This window comes from Solibaculum intestinale, assembly GCF_040096205.1.
GTDB classification, from domain to species: Bacteria; Bacillota; Clostridia; order Oscillospirales; family Acutalibacteraceae; genus Solibaculum_A; species Solibaculum_A intestinale.
In genome coordinates this window covers 18,029-34,568 of the sequence record NZ_JBBMFD010000006.1, presented here as the reverse complement: position 1 = coordinate 34,568, position 16,540 = coordinate 18,029, and the positions used below count along the sequence as shown (strand labels likewise).

General features: G+C 55.9%; 16 protein-coding genes. 8 read left to right on the top strand and 8 right to left on the bottom strand.

Features of this window, described 5'->3' with window-relative positions; genetic code table 11:
- Positions 1 to 103: 103 nt before the first annotated feature.
- Both mtaB and pdxA read left to right on the top strand, forming a co-directional pair.
- On the top strand, positions 104 to 1,417 hold the full coding sequence (mtaB, locus tag WMO26_RS05170) for a tRNA (N(6)-L-threonylcarbamoyladenosine(37)-C(2))-methylthiotransferase MtaB (protein WP_349218638.1): 1,314 nt from the start codon (positions 104 to 106) through the stop codon (positions 1,415 to 1,417).
- Positions 1,414 to 2,418: a 4-hydroxythreonine-4-phosphate dehydrogenase PdxA gene (gene pdxA, locus WMO26_RS05165; protein ID WP_349218636.1), complete on the top strand. Its 1,005-nt coding sequence runs from the start codon at positions 1,414 to 1,416 to the stop codon at positions 2,416 to 2,418. Before mtaB ends, pdxA begins: the two co-directional genes overlap by 4 nt.
- Before the next feature lie 188 nt (positions 2,419 to 2,606).
- Here pdxA and WMO26_RS05160 read toward each other — a convergent pair whose 3' ends face one another.
- The 5 genes from WMO26_RS05160 to WMO26_RS05140 form a co-directional block, all read right to left on the bottom strand.
- Entirely contained in the window at positions 2,607 to 4,535 is a 1,929-nt protein-coding gene (locus WMO26_RS05160) for a putative bifunctional diguanylate cyclase/phosphodiesterase (protein WP_349218635.1), read from the bottom strand.
- 126 nt (positions 4,536 to 4,661) lie between these two features.
- Positions 4,662 to 5,399 (bottom strand): hypothetical protein, encoded by a 738-nt coding sequence (locus WMO26_RS05155; protein ID WP_349218633.1) that lies wholly within the window; start codon positions 5,397 to 5,399, stop codon positions 4,662 to 4,664.
- Between the two features lie 19 nt (positions 5,400 to 5,418).
- The gene (mutY, locus tag WMO26_RS05150) at positions 5,419 to 6,513 is read right to left on the bottom strand and encodes an A/G-specific adenine glycosylase (RefSeq protein WP_349218631.1); all 1,095 of its coding nucleotides are present in this window, start codon (positions 6,511 to 6,513) and stop codon (positions 5,419 to 5,421) included.
- Positions 6,510 to 7,088 carry an NUDIX hydrolase gene (locus WMO26_RS05145; RefSeq protein WP_349218629.1) on the bottom strand — a complete coding sequence of 193 codons (579 nt, stop codon included), beginning with the start codon at positions 7,086 to 7,088 and terminating at the stop codon, positions 6,510 to 6,512. The genes mutY and WMO26_RS05145 overlap by 4 nt, the downstream gene beginning before the upstream one ends.
- A gap of 53 nt (positions 7,089 to 7,141) precedes the next feature.
- Positions 7,142 to 8,098: a glycosyltransferase family 2 protein gene (locus tag WMO26_RS05140; protein WP_349218628.1), complete on the bottom strand. Its 957-nt coding sequence runs from the start codon at positions 8,096 to 8,098 to the stop codon at positions 7,142 to 7,144.
- 314 nt (positions 8,099 to 8,412) lie between these two features.
- On the opposite strand from WMO26_RS05140, the gene WMO26_RS05135 reads away from it, so the two are divergent.
- The 5 genes from WMO26_RS05135 to WMO26_RS05115 are packed head-to-tail and all read left to right on the top strand — an operon-like array spanning position 8,413 to position 12,821.
- Entirely contained in the window at positions 8,413 to 9,759 is a 1,347-nt protein-coding gene (locus tag WMO26_RS05135) for a DUF2142 domain-containing protein (protein ID WP_349218627.1), read from the top strand.
- Positions 9,760 to 9,793: 34 nt separating this feature from the next.
- On the top strand, positions 9,794 to 10,933 hold the full coding sequence (gene rffA, locus WMO26_RS05130) for a dTDP-4-amino-4,6-dideoxygalactose transaminase (RefSeq protein ID WP_349218625.1): 1,140 nt from the start codon (positions 9,794 to 9,796) through the stop codon (positions 10,931 to 10,933).
- Positions 10,934 to 10,961: 28 nt separating this feature from the next.
- A complete protein-coding gene (locus tag WMO26_RS05125) occupies positions 10,962 to 12,104 on the top strand; it encodes an ATP-grasp domain-containing protein (protein ID WP_349218623.1) in 1,143 nt (380 codons plus the stop codon).
- Entirely contained in the window at positions 12,101 to 12,490 is a 390-nt protein-coding gene (locus WMO26_RS05120) for a transporter (protein WP_349218621.1), read from the top strand. Before WMO26_RS05125 ends, WMO26_RS05120 begins: the two co-directional genes overlap by 4 nt.
- Positions 12,480 to 12,821: an EamA family transporter gene (locus tag WMO26_RS05115; protein ID WP_349218620.1), complete on the top strand. Its 342-nt coding sequence runs from the start codon at positions 12,480 to 12,482 to the stop codon at positions 12,819 to 12,821. The genes WMO26_RS05120 and WMO26_RS05115 overlap by 11 nt, the downstream gene beginning before the upstream one ends.
- Before the next feature lie 209 nt (positions 12,822 to 13,030).
- Here the strand turns inward: WMO26_RS05115 and WMO26_RS05110 are convergent, their stop codons facing one another.
- From WMO26_RS05110 to WMO26_RS05100, 3 genes are all read right to left on the bottom strand, one after another.
- On the bottom strand, positions 13,031 to 15,112 hold the full coding sequence (locus WMO26_RS05110) for a heavy metal translocating P-type ATPase (RefSeq protein WP_349218618.1): 2,082 nt from the start codon (positions 15,110 to 15,112) through the stop codon (positions 13,031 to 13,033).
- Between the two features lie 46 nt (positions 15,113 to 15,158).
- Positions 15,159 to 15,521 (bottom strand): ArsR/SmtB family transcription factor, encoded by a 363-nt coding sequence (locus WMO26_RS05105; protein WP_349218616.1) that lies wholly within the window; start codon positions 15,519 to 15,521, stop codon positions 15,159 to 15,161.
- A 237-nt stretch (positions 15,522 to 15,758) separates the two neighbouring features.
- Positions 15,759 to 16,253, bottom strand: a complete 495-nt coding sequence (locus tag WMO26_RS05100) for an SLOG family protein (protein WP_349218614.1) — start codon at positions 16,251 to 16,253, stop codon at positions 15,759 to 15,761.
- A 96-nt stretch (positions 16,254 to 16,349) separates the two neighbouring features.
- Here WMO26_RS05100 and WMO26_RS05095 point away from each other — a divergent pair, with 96 nt between their 5' ends.
- Positions 16,350 to 16,538: a ribbon-helix-helix domain-containing protein gene (locus tag WMO26_RS05095; protein ID WP_349218613.1), complete on the top strand. Its 189-nt coding sequence runs from the start codon at positions 16,350 to 16,352 to the stop codon at positions 16,536 to 16,538.
- Positions 16,539 to 16,540: the final 2 nt, after the last annotated feature.

The following is a 16,540-nucleotide window of genomic DNA, read 5'->3' as shown; positions in this document are numbered from 1 at the left end:
CCCGTCTGCGGATTATCAAGAGTTTGTGGCGCGAACCTTGAAAAAAGGACAGTTTTCCTATATAGTTAGGAGGAAAATCCAAATTATTTGTGAGGCGAAGAACTTGACAATTTGTTTTCATACCCTCGGCTGCAAGGTCAACCAGTACGAGACCGAAGTGATGGCCGAACGAATGCAGAGGGCTGGATATACCCTGGCCAAAGCGGATGGAGAATGCGACGTAATCGTCATCAATTCCTGCACGGTGACCGGGGAAAGCGACACGAAGGTGAGAAAGCTTCTGCGCCGGTGCAGGCGGGAACATCCGGGAGCGGTCATCGCGGTGACCGGCTGCTATCCCCAGGCGGTGGACGGGGCGGCGGACGCGCTGCCGGAGGCGGACATTGTGATGGGCACCCGCAACCGTGCCTTCCTGCCGTCCTATGTGGCGGACTTTTTGGAGCACCGCCAGCGCATTGTCGCCATCCGCGCCCACGAGGAAGGCGAGAACTTCGAGGCGATGCAGGTGGGAGGCTTCGAGGAGCGCACCCGAGCCTTTGTCAAAATCCAGGACGGGTGCAACCGCTACTGCTCCTACTGCATCATTCCCACCGCCCGGGGGCCCATTCGTTCCAAGCCCCTTTCCTCCATCACGGAGGAGCTGGCCGCTTTGGCAAAGGCGGGCTACCGGGAGGCGGTGCTGGTGGGGATTAACCTGTCCGCCTACGGAGAGGAATCCAGCCTGACTTTGCCGGACGCCATCGAGGCGGCGGTATCGGTGGAAGGAATCGAGCGCATCCGGCTGGGGTCTTTGGAGCCGGACAAGTTTGACGACGCTTTTATCGCCCGGCTTGCCGCCTGCCAGAAGCTTTGCGGGCAGTTTCATCTGTCCTTGCAAAGCGGGTGCGGCGAAACTCTTCGCCGGATGAACCGGCACTATACGCCCGAAGACTACGAAAAAGTGGTGATCCGGCTGCGCGCGGCCTTTCCTAACTGCGCCGTCACCACCGACGTGATGGTAGGCTTCCCTGGGGAAACCGAAGAGGAATTCGAAGAGTCTCTTGCCTTTGTCAACCGTATCGGGTTTGCCAAGGTGCACACCTTTGCCTATTCCCCCCGCCCGGGCACGGTGGCCGCCGGCTTACCTGGCCAGGTGCCCAAGGAGGAAAAGGAGCGGCGCAGCCGGCGGATGATCGCCGAAACCGCCGCCCACCGGGCTGCTTTTCTAACATCCCAGGCCGGCCGGAAGGAACCGGTCTTGTTCGAGCAGGAAGCGGCCAGCGGCGTGTGGGAGGGGTACACGCCCAATTACACGCCTGTGCGGGTATGCAGTGGGACCGCCTTAAACGGAAGGATTCTCCCGGTGCGCCTGACCGGCAGCTATGGAGACTGGTGCGTGGGGCGGCTGGCAGAGCCCCAAGAGGAGGAGGAAACATGACTAAACCGATCATCGCCGTTTCCAGCGGGGACCCGGCCGGAATTGGGCCGGAAATCGTTTGCAAAGCCATGGTGGACAAGGAATTGGCCGAAACTGCCCTTTGTGTCGTAGCAGGAAGCCGGAAGGTTTTTGAAGAGGTACTGGGCCGTCTTTCCCTGCCGCTGGCAATCCGCTCCGTCCAAGCCCCAGAAGAAGCCGTCGCCGGGCCTGGGATCCTTAACCTTATGGATTTGGATAACATTGACATGGATCGGTTCGCTTACGGGGAGATTAACTCTATGTGCGGCCGGGCGGCCTATGCATACATCGAGCGGTGCGTTTCCCTGGCAATGGAAGGAAAAGTGCAGGCGGTATGCACGGCGCCCATCCACAAGGAGGCGCTGCGTGCGGCGAAGGTTCCCTACATTGGTCACACGGAGATTTTCGCGGCCCTGACCCATACCGAGGACCCCCTGACCCTCTTTGAGGTACGGGGGATGCGGGTGTTTTTCCTCACCCGGCACGTATCCTTGCGGGAAGCCTGCAACCTTGTGACCAAGGAGCGGATCGTTTCCTGCACAAAGCGCTGCTTTGCCGCCTTAGAACGGCTGGGGGTGCGGGACGCGACGATTGCGGTGGCGGGGCTCAACCCCCACAGCGGGGAACACGGCCTCTTCGGCAGCGAAGAAGTCGACGAGGTTACACCGGCGGTGGAGGCGCTAAAGGCGCAAGGCTACCGGGTGGAAGGCCCCATCGGGGCGGACTCGGTCTTTCATCTGGCGCTGACCGGGCGGTATCAGGCGGTCCTCTCCCTCTACCACGACCAAGGGCACATCGCCGCCAAAACGCTGGATTTTGAACGCACCATCGCCATTACCAACGGCATGCCGATCCTGCGCACCTCGGTGGACCACGGCACCGCCTTCGATATTGCTGGAAAAGGCGCGGCAAGCCCGGTCAGCATGATCGAAGCGATTCGCCTGGCCGCCCGTTACGCTCCCTTTTTCCAGGGATGCCGGTAGGTTCAAGCGTTCTGCACGAGGCCGGCGGTATGGCCGGCGATCCCTGGACGGAACGGCACCATGCTTTGCTTTCTTGGGAGATGTCCGGGGCCTATCTCTTCAGGTTTTCGGGCGTCCCATTAAGCCTGCTGCTCCTAAGACGCTGTAAGTAAAGGAAGGGAGGACTGCACGTGCAGTCCTCCCTTCCTTTACTTATTTACCAGTTCCTTCACACCCATCAAATAGGGCAGCGCCTCCTCCTGCGGCATGGGTTTTGCGTACAAAAAGCCTTGGATCAGCTCGATCCCGCACCGCTGTGCAAACGCCGCCTGTTCCCCGGTCTCCACCCCTTCGGCAATCATCCGGATGCCCGCTTGTCCAAAAGTGCGCGACACCGCTTCCACCAAAGTGGCGCACCGGTCGTTGTTGAGGGAAGACCAGATCAAGCTGCGGTCGATCTTGACCATGTCCACCGGCAGATGCATGACATACGACAGATTGGAGTAGCCGGTGCCGAAATCGTCCAGCGCGAACTGCACGCCCTTTTTCGCCAGCTTCTCCATCACCGACAGCACCGCCTCATAGTTGGAGGCCACCACGCTTTCGGTGATCTCCAGCTTTATGAAGCGCGCCGGGATCTGGTAATAATCCAAGATCTCGGCAATATGGTCGGCCAGGTCCCTTTGCATAAACTGCAGCACCGAAAGGTTCACCGATACGCCTTCCAGCTTGGCCCCTTCGTCCAGAAGCCGGCGTACAAACTTGCATACCTTGGCAAGGACCAAATAGGTCATCTGCACAATCAGACCGGTTTCCTCTGCTATGGGGATGAACTCGTCCGGGTAAATGGGGCCCAGCGGGGTGTCCGGCAGACGAAGAAGCGCTTCCGCCACGGGGAAACCGCCGTCTTTGCAGCGGTAAATCGGCTGGTAATAAACCTCAAAGCCCTGGTTGAGCAATTCCTCCTTGAGAATCTCGGTGACCGCATGCTTGCGCTTCATCCGTGCCACCATCCGGTCGTCGCATACCACTACCCGGCCGGTGCTGCCTTCCTTTGCCTCGGCCACCGCGCATTCCAGAGCGCTGACCAGTTCCTCCACCGACAGCTTCAGCTGCCAGGCCCTGGCCACTCCGATTCCCGCGTACACCATACAGCCCGAGCCGAATACGTCCCAGGGCTGGGAAAACTGCTTGCGCATCCGGCGGATGCGTTTGTCCGCGTCTGTCTCGCTTTCCATCAGCACGGCAAATTCGTCGCCGCCGCAGCGGTACACCCGGTCGGGAGCCGCCTCTTTGGACAGGAATGAGGCAATCTGGCTGAGCACCCGGTCGCCGCTTTTCTGACCGAAGGTGTCGTTGATGAACTTAAAGTCCATCAGCGACACCACCACAACGGTGATGGGATGCTTTTGCCGCAGGCGCAGCTCCAGCATGGCGGTATAGGCCTGCCGGTTAGAAAGGCCGGTGAGCGGGTCTACGGTTATGCGCTTATTCTGCAGATAAAGATAGATGACCAGCAGGGCGCACGCCGCGGCCGAGCCGGACAAAATGTATTGCGGTACAACCTGCTGCACCACTATGACCACGGCTGCCACCAGGGGAAATGCGTAGAGAATGCGGCGGATGGACGGATCAATATGCTTCCTGCGCAGGGCAGTGATCAGAAGACAGCCGACGCAATAGGCGTAAAAGACCACATAGGGCAGAATCTGAAGCGGGCCGCGCTGGTAACCGTTTTGCACATCGTAGGAGAACAGCCAGTTGGTCGCCGGGTCGGCCAGGGCAAGGCCCATATAAACGGCATAGGGAATGGTGCTGATGAGGTAAACACGGCGGATGCGGGCGCTGTGCTCATAGACATAGGCGACCGTATAATAAAAATAGGTCAGGGCCATGGCGGGAGTAGCTACAAAATAAAGGGTATTGACCACATCGGTGAGTATCACCGGTACGGCAGACCCCGCCGCAATCAAACAAACGGAAGCGATATTCAGACCGATGGAAAGGAAGGTGGTAAACAAACAAAGCTGGAACACCCGGTTTTTCAGGGTTGGGAGCATGTTGCCTTCCCGGGAATAAATGAGAATAATTCCCACAATGACAAAGGCGACCATTTCCGCTTCCACATGCCATGACATGGGGCCCACTTCCCTTCCGCAATTCTTTTACACGTGGAGCACTATACCACACTTTAAAAGAACACCGCAATAAAAAGATTGCCTTTTGCCTGTAATTCCGGCAAAAGACAATCTTTTTGTTATCCATTAAGAAAATGGCGGACCAGCGCTGCTCATTTCTTTACAGAGGCCATCTCCAGCTATGCGGGAAAATAGCCCGCCGAAACGCCAGGCGCTTTGAGAATAAATTCCCGGTCCAGGTGGAGTAACAGGGAACGTTTCCCCGGGCAAGGACCTCTTCAGGTTCATGACCAGGAAGCGCCCCAGCCCATTTTCCCTGCTTTGCACACGCATGTCCACTCCAATCTGCCAAAGCCGGGCGCTGTCCATCATCGCCGCGGTTACTCCCGCCGCCTCTCTCTCGAACCCAGCCAGGGTAAGCGCCGCACATTCCCGGGCAAACGCGTGGGGAAAACGGCGGGTTTTGCGAAGCGCGGCGGTTTCCCCATGCGTCAGGAAGCGAGGCGCAATTCCCTCCGGGATGGGACACCCGGCAGAAAAAGCCCGGCAGGCCGCCGCGGCTGGCTTTTGCAAGTGCCCCGTCGAGCCGGGCCATGGCTGGAAAATCAAACAAGCGGCTTCCCTCGATTCCTGCAAAAAGCGGGCGGTAAGAAAATAACCTTGAAGGATGGACGGCCGCCACCGCGCCTTTCCCGAAGCAGGCCACGCAAAGTTCAGGGGCGCATTCAGGGCATTCCCGCGCACCCGGCAGGGCGCGAAAGGAACGACGGTATTCTCCGTGCGGTCAAACGCGGCCGGAGAGCATCCCAAATCCAGCGCAAGCGGTTGCTTTGCCAGAACGATCCGCTCTTTCTCTGCGGACATGGTGCGCCTGTGTTTCTCTCTAAGGAAGACGGCGGAAAAGTTCCTCCGTGTACGCCCGAAAGGCGCTGGGAAGGGCGATTTCCTTTGAAAGCTGCTCTTTGGTCACCCAGGTAAGCCCGTTTGCCGTCCGTTCTTCCTTAACATATGCGGCGTAGCCGGTCATATGCCATTCGATGTGAGAGAAGATGTGCTTGGCGTCAAAAAGCGGCTCCGCCCGGACTCCGGAGAAGCCCCATTCCTCCAGCTGCTCCTCCACCTCCACCGGCGCGAGCCTGCCTTCCACATTGGGAAGTTCCCAAAGCCCGGCAAGCAGCCCCTTCTTCCCTCTTTGGCGCACGGCGGCCTTTCCCTGGCACAAAAGGAGCAGCACGGTGCGTTCCTCCTCCCTCCTGGGCTTTTTCTTTGCCTTGACCGGCAGCTCCATCACCCTTCCTTCCCGGTGCGCTTTGCAGCAGCCCTGCACCGGGCACCGCTCGCACAAAGCGACGCCGTTTGGCAGGCAGACGGTGGCGCCCAGTTCCATAAGCGCTTGGTTAAAATCGCCGGGCCGGTCTTTCGGGAGGACGGCGGTTAAGGAACGCTCCACCGTTTTTTTGACAATGGGTTTGAGAATGTCCTCCTCACTTGCAAGGAGGCGGGATACCACCCGCAGCACGTTTCCGTCCACCGCGGGCACAGGCAGGCCATAGGCGATGGAGGCCACGGCGCCGGCCGTGTAGGAACCGATGCCGGGCAGGGTGAGCAGCGCGTCAAAAGACGCGGGCAACGCGCCGCCGTAATGTTCCATCAAAACGCCCGCCGCTTTTTTCAAATTGCGCGCCCGGCTGTAATACCCCAGACCCTCCCACAGCTTCATAAGCTGGTCGTCCGTAACCTGAGCCAAATCGCATACATCGGGCAGCGCGGATACAAACCGCTCGAAATAGGGCTTTACCGCCTCCACCCGGGTCTGCTGGAGCATGATTTCCGAAATCCATACCCGGTAAGGGGCAGGCTCTTCCCGCCAGGGAAGAATCCGGGCGCTGCGGTCGTACCAGGAAAGCAGAGGAGCGACGATCCCGGAAAGCGCCTCGCTTTGCGCGAGGATCTTTCCTTCGTCCAACATTTGCTTCATTCGCGTTCCTCCTTGCTGCAAAGGTCCTCGGCACGGTTAAGCAGTTTTCGAAAAACAGCCCGCATGTGCGCCTCCCGGCAACACTCGTCCAGCTTTTCCACCGGCGTCCAGCACAAGCCGCCGGTTTCCGCCGAATTCGCATGAAGAGGCTGTTCTTCCCCGGCGAGCAAAACAAAGGAGGCGCTCAGGTGGGTGTGGGCCGGAACCAAGCAGCCGCCTTTCCGGTTTTCCGAGACCGGCAGCAGGTCCAGGGACAGGATCTCCCTGCTAAGCGGCACAGCGTCTGAAAGTCCGGTCTCCTCCTTCGCTTCCCGGACGGCGGCTTCCAGCAGGTCTTCATCCCCGTCCGCGTGGCCGCCCGGATAGGTCCAGGACTGAAACTGCCTGTGAAAGATAAGCAACGTTTTGGTCCGTCCGGGGTTGAGAATGAGGGCGGAGCTGGTAAAATGGGCCGGTGCGGACCGGTACAAAAGGGCGTCCCCCTGTTCTCTGATTTTCTGGAGAATCTCCGCTTTCGCCCGTTCTTCCTCCCGGGTTGAGGGGATAAATGCCTTTATCTGATTGATGTAGTTCATTAGGATGCCTCCTATTAAAAAGCCGGGACGGCCCGACGCGTCCCGGCTTTTTCTTATTTGTCCGGTTTCTCCGCTTCCTCATCCTTGTCCTGCCGTTCCACGATATAAGGCGGGCGGTTTCGGGTGGCGTCGAACATTCGCCACATATACTCGCCTAAAATCCCAATGGAAAGCATGATGATGCCGAAGCTCAGCAGCACCAGGGCCGCCACTGTAGTAAACCCGTCCACCGTGATCTTTCCCACCAGCTTTTGGATCAGCAGCACCACCAGCCAGACAAACGAGCCCAGGAAGGAGACGATCCCCACTCCGGAAATAAACCGGATAGGAAAATAAGAAAAGCCCAGAAAGGAATCGAGGGCCATTTTGATCTTTTTAGAAAGGGTCCATCTGGACTTGCCGATTTGCCGCTTGGGACGGATGTATTCAATGACCTCCATAGGAAAGCCGCACCAGAGGATTTGCTCGGTCAGCGGCGTGTTTTTCTCCTGCATGGACACGAGCACGTCGATCACCGGACGGGCGATCAAGTAACTGTCAAACCCGCCTTTGGGCATATTCTTGAGCGCGAACTTGCGCATCAGAAAGCAATAGGTATTGGATAAGAAGGTTTGCAGCGCCGGCTCGTCCCGGCCCTTGCGCGCGGCGATGACCACCGGAGCGCCGGCTCGGTATTTTTCGAGCATTTCCAGAATCATTTCGCTGGGTTCCTGCAAATCGGCGGACTTGCGCACCGCACAGGTTCCCGTGCAAGCGGTCAGCCCTGCCAGCGTGGCCTCATGCTCGCCGAAATTACGCGCCAGCTTTACAAGGCGGATCTTCGGGTCGATTTTCTTTAAGTTGCACATCACCTGGTAAGACCGGTCCTTCGACCCGTCATCTACCAGCACCAGCTCATAATCCCAGCCGTGCGGAAGCTTTTCGAGGACCTTTTCCTTTACATCCGCGTAAAGGGGAAGCAAATTGTCCTCACTAAAGTAAACCGGCACCACAATGGAAAGCTTGTCCATAAAAATGCGTCAGATCCTTTCCGGGCTTTTCGTCGTCACTCTTAACAAACGCCTTTAAATTATAGCATGGCGCTGCAAAAAAGCAAGGAAGGGGAAGAAATCCGGTTATGTCCGAAACGACAGGAAAATCAGGCTCTTTCTGCATGAGTGCTTTGGTTTTTGCCCACTCTCATTCTTGTAACAAATCAATAAAGTTATGCCGGCGTCGATTGAGATTTTACGGATGTGGTGCTATACTAGCCGTTAAAAGAAGTAAAGTGGATTTTCCAATAAAATGGAATACTCCTCTTGATGAAGAACTTGGAGCGTTTGCAATGAGAACAGTGAAAAAAGAATATCTCCTGACGTCTGGTATTCTTGTGCTTTTGTTCGGCTTTTATGTGGTCTGGGCGGTTACACAGCCTTATAACTCGGCGCCGGATGAATACATGCGCTACCAGATTCCCGAATTTATCTATCAGCATGGGGCGCTTCCCCATGGCGGAGACCCTTCCATCCGCAATCCTATATGGGGCATTTCTTACGGGTTTACCCCCATTTTGTCCTACATCATCAGCGCCGGGTTTATGAAGGTGACCAGCCTTTTCACCACCGACCCGTTCGCCCTTCTCATGTCCGCCCGTATGGTCAGCATCCTCTGCTGCGTGGGCGTCGCGTTTTTCTGCATTCTGATTGGGAAAAAGCTCTTCAAAGGCGGGTATCGCTATCTGTTTGTGCTGCTGGTGGCGCTGCTGCCCCAGTTTGTCTTCATTTCTTCCTATGTCAACAACGACGCGCTGGCCATGTTCTCCTCCGCAATGATTGTTTATGCGTGGATTTTGGGCCTTCAAAAGCGGTGGGACGTAAAAAGCTGTCTGCTGCTTGCCGTCGCAATCGCCGTGTGTTCCCTGTCTTATTACAATGCCTACGGCTTTATTTTGTGCAGTGTTCTGCTTTTTGCAGCTTCCTTCTTTTTCTTTGAAAACAAGCGGTACGATTACAAGTCCATGCTCAAATACGGCGTTTTCATCGTGGCTGTGGTTCTTCTCCTGGTGGGATGGTGGTTTATCCGCAACGCCGTTCTTTATAACGGCGACTTTCTCGGCATGCGCACGTCGGACGAATACGCGCAGATGTATGCAAGGGAGGACTTAAAGCCCTCCAACCGGGTTACCCCCCAAGCGCAGGGCGTATCCATTGCGTATATGCTCTTTGATATGCTTTGGCTGAAAACCTCCTATCGAAGCTTTATCGGCTTTTTCGGATATATGAGCTACCCGCTGCCCACATGGATGTATCTGCTTTACACAGCTCTCTTTTTTGCCGGGTTTCTCGGTGTGGCCGTCAAGGTGGTCAACGCTTTGTCCCGCATTCGTGGGCGCAGCCGCGAGGAATGGAAAAAGGCGCTTTTCTTCGGGACGATGGTGCTTGCCTTGTGCATACCGGTACTGCTAAGCCTGTATTACTCCTATTGCAGCGACTTCCAGCCCCAGGGGCGCTATCTTCTCCCCATGCTCATCCCGTTTATGTTCCTGGTAACGCTGGGGCTTAAAACGCTGATCGAACGGCTGTTTGTCAGCAAAAAATTCCAAGTCTTTTTGCAGGCCTGCATCGGGGCGGGCGTGGTTGCGTTGAGCGTGCTTTCCTATGCGCTGGTACTCTATCCCGCTTATGTGAAATAATTAAAAATTAAAAAGGAGGGGCGAAAGATCCCCTATGATTGATTTTAATATTCCTCCTTTTATCGGCAACGAAGCCGTTTATATTGAACAGGCCATCGCCCAGCATAAAATCTGCGGCGACGGGGAGTTTACGAAAAAGTGCACCGCATGGCTTATGGACCGGTTTTCGGTTCCCAACGCCCTGCTGACCACTTCCTGCACCCATGCGCTGGAAATGGCGGCGCTGCTGTGCGGCATCGAAGAGGGGGACGAGGTCATCCTGCCCTCCTACACCTTTGTCTCCACGGCGGACGCCTTTGTGCTGCGGGGGGCAAAGCTGGTGTTTGTGGACATCCGGCCGGACACCATGAATTTGGATGAAACCCTTCTGGAAGGGGCAATCACTCCCCGCACCAAGGCCATCGTGCCGGTACATTACGCAGGGGTCGCCTGCGAGATGGACACGATTCTTTCGATTGCAAAGAAGCATAATCTGCGGGTGGTGGAGGACGCAGCCCAAGGGGTAATGGCCTTCTACAAGGGAAAAGCGCTGGGGACCATCGGCGACTTCGGCTGCTACAGCTTTCACGAAACCAAAAACTACAGCATGGGCGAAGGCGGAGCGCTTTTGTTCCACGACCCCGTCTACAAGGAAAAGGCGGAAATCATCCGGGAAAAAGGGACCAACCGCAGCAAGTTCTTCCGCGGCCAGGTGGACAAGTACACCTGGGTGGACTTTGGTTCCTCCTATCTGCCAAGCGAATTAAACGCCGCCTATCTATGGGCCCAATTACTGGCGGCCGACCTCATCAACGAGGACCGGCTGCGTTCCTGGAACTATTACCATGAGGCTCTGCGCCCGCTGCGGGATGAGGGATTGATTGAACAGCCGGTGATTCCCGAGGGCTGCGTACACAACGCCCATATGTACTATATAAAATGCAAGGATTTGGACGAGCGCACCCGGTTCATCACCTACATGAAGAGCCGGGGCATTCAGTGCGTGTTTCATTACATTCCGCTGCATTCCTCCCCTGCCGGCAAACGGTTCGGCCGCTTTTACGGAGAGGACCGGTATACCACCAGGGAAAGCGAGCGGCTGGTACGTCTGCCTATGTATTACCAACTCGCGGAGGAATCGCTCGCTTCTATTGTCGAGGCCGTCCGGGACTTTTATCAGGGCCCCTCTTTGTAACGCAATGAAACAAAGGAATGGATTATAGATGGACAGAAAACGAATCGCGGTCATCGGCGCCAATTCCTTTCAGGACCCGCTGATCCGCAAGGCAAAGGAAATGGGGTTTGAAACCCATGTGTTCGCCTGGAAGGAAGGCGCGGTGGGGGCCGAGACGGCGGATTTTTTTTATCCGGTAAGCATCACGGAAAAGGAAGAAATCCTCACTGTCTGCCGCGACATCCACCCAGACGCGGTGGCCACCATCGCCTCCGACCTGGCTGCCATTACGGTTCAATATGTAGCCCAGCGGCTGGGCCTTCCCTGCAACAGCGCCGTCTGCGTGGCCCGCTCCACCAACAAGTTTGCTATGCGCAAGGCCTTTTTAGAGGCCGGTATTCCCACCCCAGGCTTCCTAAGCCTGCGTGCTGGCGAGACTTTTGATCCGGGACGCCTTTCCTTCCCTGTGATCGTAAAACCCACCGACCGGTCGGGAAGCCGGGGGATCACCAAACTGGACTCGCCAAAAGGGATCGGGACCGCTCTTGCGGCCGCGTGGGAGAACTCCTTCGAAAAGCGGGCGATTGTGGAAGAGTTCCTCGACGGAGAGGAATTCAGCTGCGAATGCATCTCTCAGAACGGAACACACACCTTCCTGGCGCTGACGAAAAAGTTCACCACCGGCGCGCCTCATTTTATTGAGACCGGGCATGTCCAGCCGGCTGGGCTTTCGCCCGCCCTTCTTGAGGCCGTTGTCTCCACCGTCTTTTCCGCTCTCGACGCGCTGCATATTACCTGCGGCGCCTCCCATTCAGAGCTGAAGGTCACCCAAGACGGGCAGGTTCGCTTGATTGAGGTGGGCGCGCGCATGGGCGGAGACTGCATCGGTTCTCACCTGGTCCCTCTTTCCACGGGGTACGATTTTATCCGCATGGTAATCGAGGCGGCGGCAGGGATGCCTGTGACATTCGCCAAAGGCCCTCATTATGAAGCAGCCGCCATCCGGTTTGTGTTCGGCCGGGAGGATTTGGACCGGCTTCATTTCATCCGCAAAGAGGCGCCGGAGCTTGTGCGCTTTGTCAGCGAAATCGAACCCTTTACCCGCCAGGTTGTGGACAGCTCCACCCGGTACGGCTACTATATTGTGGCCGGCAACGATCGGGAAACGCTCAGAAGGGTTTCTGCGCTATGAAAAAACAACAGCAAAACCAACTGCCAAACGCGCCAAAACGCGTCAAAGCTACCATCAAGAGCATCCTGCTGCTTCAATTGGTGGTAATGATCTACACCCTTTCCACGGTGGCGGCAAAGTTTGCCTCTGGCTTTGCCTTTCTCTCCCCCGGCTTCCTCGGATGCTATGGGCTGGAAATCGTCATTCTGGGCGTTTATGCGCTGCTGTGGCAGCAGATCATCAAACGGTTCGATCTGTCGGTGGCCTATGCCAACCGTTCCATCGCGCTGCTGTGGTCCATGCTGTGGGCGGTGGTGTTTTTTCATGAAACAGTGACAATCCAAAATGCCATCGGCGCGGCGGTGGTCATTGCGGGAACGATTGTGGTGAATACCGATGAATCTTAATGGTTACTGGCTGCTGCTCTTCGCTTCGGTGACGGTGGCCTCCTTCTCTCAGATCCTTTTGAAGAAAAGCGCCCAGAAGGAACACGGCTCCTTTCTCAAGGAATACCTCAATGTCCATGTGATCGTGGGCTACTCCCTGATGGTGGTGTCCACCCTGCTAACCATCTTCGCGTTCACAGGGATGGATTATAAAAATGGGCCGATTATCGAGTCGGTGGGGTACATTCTGGTTATGCTTTTAAGTTGGTGGCTGCTAAAAGAAAAGCTGACCCTACGCAAGGTTCTGGGGAACTGCCTGATTTTAGTGGGAATCCTGATTTTCTATCTGTAGGCGAGTTTGGTTCCCTCCTGCCCCGGCCGTTTTTGGGCAGGGAATTCTCTCCCGGAAAGCATCCCTACACCGTATCTTCCTTTTCGCCTTACCTTTAACAAACAGCCCGGCAGCTTAAGCTGCCGGGCTGTTTGTTAAAATGGTTTGCATCGGGTTTAGACGGAAGGTTCCGGTTTACCTGCCGGGAGCATCCCTTTTGTTTCGTCCGCTTACAGCTTGCACTTTAAAAGCCGGGCGGAATTGAGCACCGCCAGCAGGGCCACGCCGGTATCCGCCAGCACCGCCGCCCACATGGGCGCCATACCGAAAGCGGCCAGCACCAGTACCGCGGCCTTGATGGCCAGGGCAAACACAATGTTAAAGCGTACCACGCGCATGACCTTCTTGAAGAGCTGGATGGCACCTGCCAGGCGGGAAGGTTTGTTCTCCACCAAAACCACGTCCGCCGCTTCGATGGCCGCGTCCGACCCCAGGCCCATGGCGACCCCCACGTCCGCCGCCGCCAGGACCGGAGCGTCATTGATACCGTCGCCCACGAACACGGTGGTTCCGGACTGGCTGCGGATTTCTTCCATCAGACGCACCTTGTCCTGGGGCAGGAGCCCTGCATGGAATTCGGGGATCCCAGCCTGGGCGGCAATTTCCTTCGCCACAGGCTCCGCGTCGCCGGTGAGCATGACCAGGCGCTTAACGCCCTGTTCTTTCAAATCCCGGGTCAGGCCGGCTGCGTCCTCACGCAGGGTATCGCGCACTTGAATGGCGCCCTTGACCTGCCCATTCACCGCCACATACACCGACGCTTCCGGCAGGGAAGCGTCGTCAATGCCAAGCTGGGTGAGCATCCTTCTTGCGCCCACCGCCACCTGCTTGCCGTCTACCTTCGCTTCCACACCATAGCCCGGGCGCTCGTTGTACGCTTCTCCGGTCAGGCCGGTTTCCCCCGCCGCCCGGCAGATGGCCTGGGCGACGGGATGGGTGGAATAACGTTCGGCCGCCGCGGCTATCTTTACAAGGTCATCGCTTGCATAGGAGTCGTCAAAGGAGACAGCCTCGGTCACCTGAAGCTGGCCGCTGGTGATGGTGCCGGTCTTATCAAAGACCGCCGCGTCCGCTTTGGAAAGCAATTCTACGTATTTGCCGCCCTTGACCAGGACGCCTTGTTTGGACGCAGCGCCGATGCCTGAGAAGAAGCCCAGCGGCACCGAAATCACCAGCGCGCAGGGGCAGGAGGCAACCAGGAAAACCAGCGCCCGCTGGAGCCATTCGGTGAAGGCACCCATTCCAAAAAGGGGCGGCAGCACCGCAAGCAAAATCGCCAGCACTACAACAATCGGCGTATATACCCGGGCAAAGCGGGTGATGAACTTCTCCGAGCTTCCTTTGCGGGAGGCGGCGTCCTGCACCATGGCGATGATGCGGGAGGCGGCGGAGTTTTCAAACCGGCTGGTAACCTTGACCTTCAGCAGCGTCTCGCCGTTGACCATGCCGGAGAGAAGCTGCGTTCCCTTTCCAGCCTCAAGGGGGACGCTTTCGCCGGTGAGGGCGGCGGTATCCACATTGGAGTGCCCTTCCAGCACCACGCCGTCCAGAGGCACCCGTTCAAAAGGGCGCACCGCAATTACGTCGTCCACCTGCACCTCTTCGGCGGGCACCACCTTGGTAGAGCCGTCGGGCAGGTACTTTGCCGCTTCGGTGGGCTGAATTTGGGCAAGGGCCTCGATATCCTTGCGGGAACGGTCCACCGCCCGTTCCTCGAACATTTCACCCACGCAGAAGAGAAGGGCTACCCCTGCCGCCTCCGGGAAATCTCCCAGCGCGAAAGCGGCCACCACCGCGATGGTCATAAGCAGGTTTTCATCCACCTGGAGATGAACCAAGCTGTTGATTCCCTTAAGCAGGGTTTCATAGCCGCCCAGAAGGGTGGCGGCCGCAAAAATCATGGCATAGACAAGGGTGGGAACCCCGGCGTAAGAACAAATAAGCCCTGCGGCAAAGGCGGCTGCCGCCAGGCCCAAAAGCAGGTACTTCACCCAGCTGCCGCTGTGCTTTTCAGGTTTCCCCTCTTGCTCCGGCACCACCAGCTTGGCATCCGGCTCCATTTTTGCGATGATTTTTTCTATGTTTTTTTGCAGGCTGGGGGCATGCTCCTCGTCCACCGTCACCACAAAGGAACGGGTGACGAAGTCCAGGTTGGCACTGCCCACCCCTTCCAGCTGGGCCACCGCATGCTCAATTTTCGACGCGCAATGGGCGCAGTCAAGATTGTGTACTTCATATTTCTTGCGTACCATGTTACGACCCCTTTTCAAACGTAAAATAGAGAAAAGAACCGGGAACTCAGCGTTCTTCAATATGGGCTAAGCCTTTGTCGAAGATTTCACGGACGTGCTCGTCGTCCAAAGAATAATAGGCCATTTTCCCATCCCGGCGGGAGCGCACCAGGCGGGCCGACCGCAGCAGCCGAAGCTGGTGGGAAATGGCCGACTGGCCCATTCCTAGAAGCTCGGAAATATCGGTCACGCTCAGCTCCTGCTCAAACAGTGCGCACATGATGCGCACCCGGGTGGTATCACCGAACACCTTGAAAAGCTCCGCCAGATCGTAGAGGGTCTCTTCGTCGGGCATCTGGTCTTTGACCTGGGCGATCAATTCCTCGTGGGAAAGGTTGGCTTGCTGGATGGACTCAGGATTTGCACTCATTTTCTCAACCTCAATTCATATGAGCATTTGTTCATTTGTTTGATTGTATTATACCAACAAGATATGCGTAAGTCAATGGGTTTGTGCAAAAATTTTTCTTTTCTTTTGAATATCCGTTGTGTCCGTTCCCAGGATGCAGGTTCGCCGTTTCTTCCCTGCTGTCCGCGCTTGCGGTATGCAAAGGAAAGGACCTCCGCCTTCAAGCGGAGGTCCTTTCCTTTGTCTTTTAAGTAAGCATCAAGCTTTCCTGTTTCCACTCTCCGAAACGGCAAGATTCATTACTATCAATCCTTTCTTTTTGGCATATTCAACCGTATAGGCGGTACCTCCGGAGTGCTTGGTTAAATAACAAATACAATAACTGCTACAATCAACCAGATGACGATTGCGTTCATGCATGCAACCATACGTATACGCATCCGAAATATAAATATATTTATCGCAAGCTTTTTTGATATTTTCATAAGTTGCTTTTTCTTCTTCATTCCAACCACGAGTTTGCGTTTTACACGGGAGAACCAGGATTAACTTGATTTGCGGATATTGCTCTCTTAACGCAAGTACTGTCTGAGCAGCCATGGTATCAAATCCCAAAGCGCCACCAGCTCCAAAATAGATGACGCCTTGTTGAATCATCGCCGTAATTTCGGACTTAAGCCGTTTTATAATCTCTTCATATTGTTCAGGGGGAATTTTTCTGTGTCCGGTGAAACAACATGTTTGTTTTTTCATAACAGCACCTCTTTGTATTCTAAATTGTATTCGAATATAGACTCTATATTTAGAATACAATAAACCATATACTTATGGCAAGAGGTGAGTGGAAATATGTCTGATTTTGTCCCAAAGCCGTATAAGAAAGATCCCATTACCATTCGGATCGATTTTGAAAAGCTAGAAAGAATCGATAAATTGGCATACAAATATAATTTAAGTAGAAGTGAGTTTATCAATCAATGCATTGATTACGCTCTTGACCATATTCCGGACTTAACAAAACAAGCGGACGAAGAATAACC

Coding starts and splice junctions, on each gene's coding strand:
- pdxA (WP_349218636.1), top strand. CDS start 1,414: ATGACTAAACCGATCATCGCCGTTTCCAGCGGGGACCCGGCCGGAATT.
- WMO26_RS05160 (WP_349218635.1), bottom strand. CDS start 4,535: ATGTCATGGCATGTGGAAGCGGAAATGGTCGCCTTTGTCATTGTGGGA.
- WMO26_RS05155 (WP_349218633.1), bottom strand. CDS start 5,399: ATGTCCGCAGAGAAAGAGCGGATCGTTCTGGCAAAGCAACCGCTTGCG.
- mutY (WP_349218631.1), bottom strand. CDS start 6,513: ATGAAGCAAATGTTGGACGAAGGAAAGATCCTCGCGCAAAGCGAGGCG.
- WMO26_RS05145 (WP_349218629.1), bottom strand. CDS start 7,088: ATGAACTACATCAATCAGATAAAGGCATTTATCCCCTCAACCCGGGAG.
- WMO26_RS05140 (WP_349218628.1), bottom strand. CDS start 8,098: ATGGACAAGCTTTCCATTGTGGTGCCGGTTTACTTTAGTGAGGACAAT.
- WMO26_RS05135 (WP_349218627.1), top strand. CDS start 8,413: ATGAGAACAGTGAAAAAAGAATATCTCCTGACGTCTGGTATTCTTGTG.
- rffA (WP_349218625.1), top strand. CDS start 9,794: ATGATTGATTTTAATATTCCTCCTTTTATCGGCAACGAAGCCGTTTAT.
- WMO26_RS05125 (WP_349218623.1), top strand. CDS start 10,962: ATGGACAGAAAACGAATCGCGGTCATCGGCGCCAATTCCTTTCAGGAC.
- WMO26_RS05120 (WP_349218621.1), top strand. CDS start 12,101: ATGAAAAAACAACAGCAAAACCAACTGCCAAACGCGCCAAAACGCGTC.
- WMO26_RS05115 (WP_349218620.1), top strand. CDS start 12,480: ATGAATCTTAATGGTTACTGGCTGCTGCTCTTCGCTTCGGTGACGGTG.
- WMO26_RS05110 (WP_349218618.1), bottom strand. CDS start 15,112: ATGGTACGCAAGAAATATGAAGTACACAATCTTGACTGCGCCCATTGC.
- WMO26_RS05105 (WP_349218616.1), bottom strand. CDS start 15,521: ATGAGTGCAAATCCTGAGTCCATCCAGCAAGCCAACCTTTCCCACGAG.
- WMO26_RS05100 (WP_349218614.1), bottom strand. CDS start 16,253: ATGAAAAAACAAACATGTTGTTTCACCGGACACAGAAAAATTCCCCCT.
- WMO26_RS05095 (WP_349218613.1), top strand. CDS start 16,350: ATGTCTGATTTTGTCCCAAAGCCGTATAAGAAAGATCCCATTACCATT.